The organism is Komagataeibacter swingsii (assembly GCF_003207895.1).
In the GTDB taxonomy this organism is placed as follows: domain Bacteria; phylum Pseudomonadota; class Alphaproteobacteria; order Acetobacterales; family Acetobacteraceae; genus Komagataeibacter; species Komagataeibacter swingsii.
In genome coordinates this window covers 1-1,783 of the sequence record NZ_NKUB01000073.1, presented here as the reverse complement: position 1 = coordinate 1,783, position 1,783 = coordinate 1, and the positions used below count along the sequence as shown (strand labels likewise).

Annotated in this window: 1 protein-coding gene and 1 pseudogene; one reads left to right on the top strand and one right to left on the bottom strand. The window is 57.4% G+C overall.

Annotation, left to right across the window (positions count from 1 at the left end; all coding sequences use genetic code 11):
* Nucleotides 1-431, bottom strand: a pseudogene (locus tag CFR76_RS17335) (transposase); the annotation flags it as partial.
* Nucleotides 432-696: 265 nt separating this feature from the next.
* Here CFR76_RS17335 and CFR76_RS17330 point away from each other — a divergent pair.
* On the top strand, nt 697-1,783 hold a 1,087-nt coding region (locus CFR76_RS17330; RefSeq protein ID WP_244192004.1), incomplete at its 3' end, for an IS1380 family transposase.

Here is a 1,783-nt window from a genome sequence, read left to right as displayed (position 1 = left end):
CCGCATCAGCTCCAGATTGGCTTCGCTCTGTGGCACAGGCCGATAGTAGACGCCCGACCGGTTGAGTTGCAGCAGCGTGCATTGCCGGATTATCGGCAGGCATGCTCTCTTCGGGTCAATCATCTGCCGCCTCTGATCACGCCCAACCGAGCAGAGGCATCCCGCAAAAAATCCCGTTCCACCAGCAACTGGCCGATCTTGGCATGCAGTTTCTCTACATCAGCAGGGCTGACTGAAGGTTCCGTTACTGACTTACCAGAAAAAAGGCTTGCCATGCCTTCGATCGCCTGGCGCTTCCATTGGGCGATCATCGTCTGATGCACGCCATGTTTCGACGCCAACTCCGCCAGCGTCAGTTCGCCACGGATCGCCTCCAGGGCAACCCGTGATTTGAACTCCGCCGCATACCGTTTCCGCGTAACCTTGCCCATAAAACCCGTCCTCGTTCAGGCCAGATGATAGCTTATCGCCCTGTCCGAAAAATGGGGACCACTTCTGATACAGGGCCGGTGGATAGCGGTCACCCAGGAGAACCTAGCGGAGCATTACGCCCGCGGCTATTGGGACCTTATCGGGTTGGGTAACGCATGGGAGGAAATCGACGCGGAAATCTCACGGAAGGGTTGTACATCGGGTTAGATTATGAAAAAGTCTATTTTGTGTAAAAGAAATTTTCGTAAGCTATAAGAAAACCTAATGCAGACAGAGTGTAGCGCAGGCGCGTATGAATTTCCAGCCTCCTATGGACGGCGTGTTGTAGCCCGTTTTGACGGGGGTCGCATGAGTTCGGATGGCGGTGTCATCCTGGTAAAGCAGGTCGATGATAGTCTGGGGTTCAGTCGCCGTTTTGCTGCCTGTTTTCGCGATAAGCGGCATCCTGCCTTTGTGGAATACCGGGTTGAAGACCTTGTCCGTCAGCGGATCATGGGCCTGGCACTGGGCTATGAAGATCTCAATGATCACGATGCCCTGCGGCATGACCTGATCTTTGGTCTGGCCTCGGGCCGTCTGTCAGGAGGCCGGGCAAACTGCGCAGCATTGGCTGGCAAATCTACACTGAACCGGTTGGAGCGCAGTGGGCACAAGGCAGATCGTTACTGTCGGATCATTGCTGATCATGAGGCCCTGGCTACCCTGTTCGTCACGCTCTTCCTTGACCAGCATGAGCACGCACCCGCCCGGATCGTTCTGGATGTGGATGCCACCGATGACCGTATCCATGGCCATCAGGAAGGCCGCGCCTTTCATGGATATTACGGCCATAACTGCTATCTTCCCCTGTATGTCTTCTGCGGGGACCATCTCCTCAGCGCTACCCTGCGCACGGCAGACAGGGACCCGGGGAAGGAAGCACTGGCAGACATCCGCCGGATCGTGGAGCAGATCAGGAGCCGTTGGCCCCGGGTGCGTATCCTGGTGCGTGGGGACAGCGGTTTCGCCCGGGACAGTCTGATGACATGGTGCGAAGACAACCACGTTGACTTCCTGTTCGGGCTTGCAGGCAACACCCGCCTGTATGACCGGATTGCCTCTTTGTCCGCTGAGGTTCGTGACGAAGCCGCCACGACAGGCAGAGCTGCGCGCGGTTTCGCCTCCTTTGACTGGATCACAAAGGACAGCTGGACGCGCCGCAGGCGGGTGGTGGCCAAGGCCGAATGGCGCCACGGCAACCGCTATCATCGCTGGGAGTGTCCTGAAGTCTGTGTATCTGGCCTGGCCCATGGGTTTTCAGATACTCAAGCGGCGAAGCGCTCGCCGAACATTATGGCGAACTGGTTGCGGG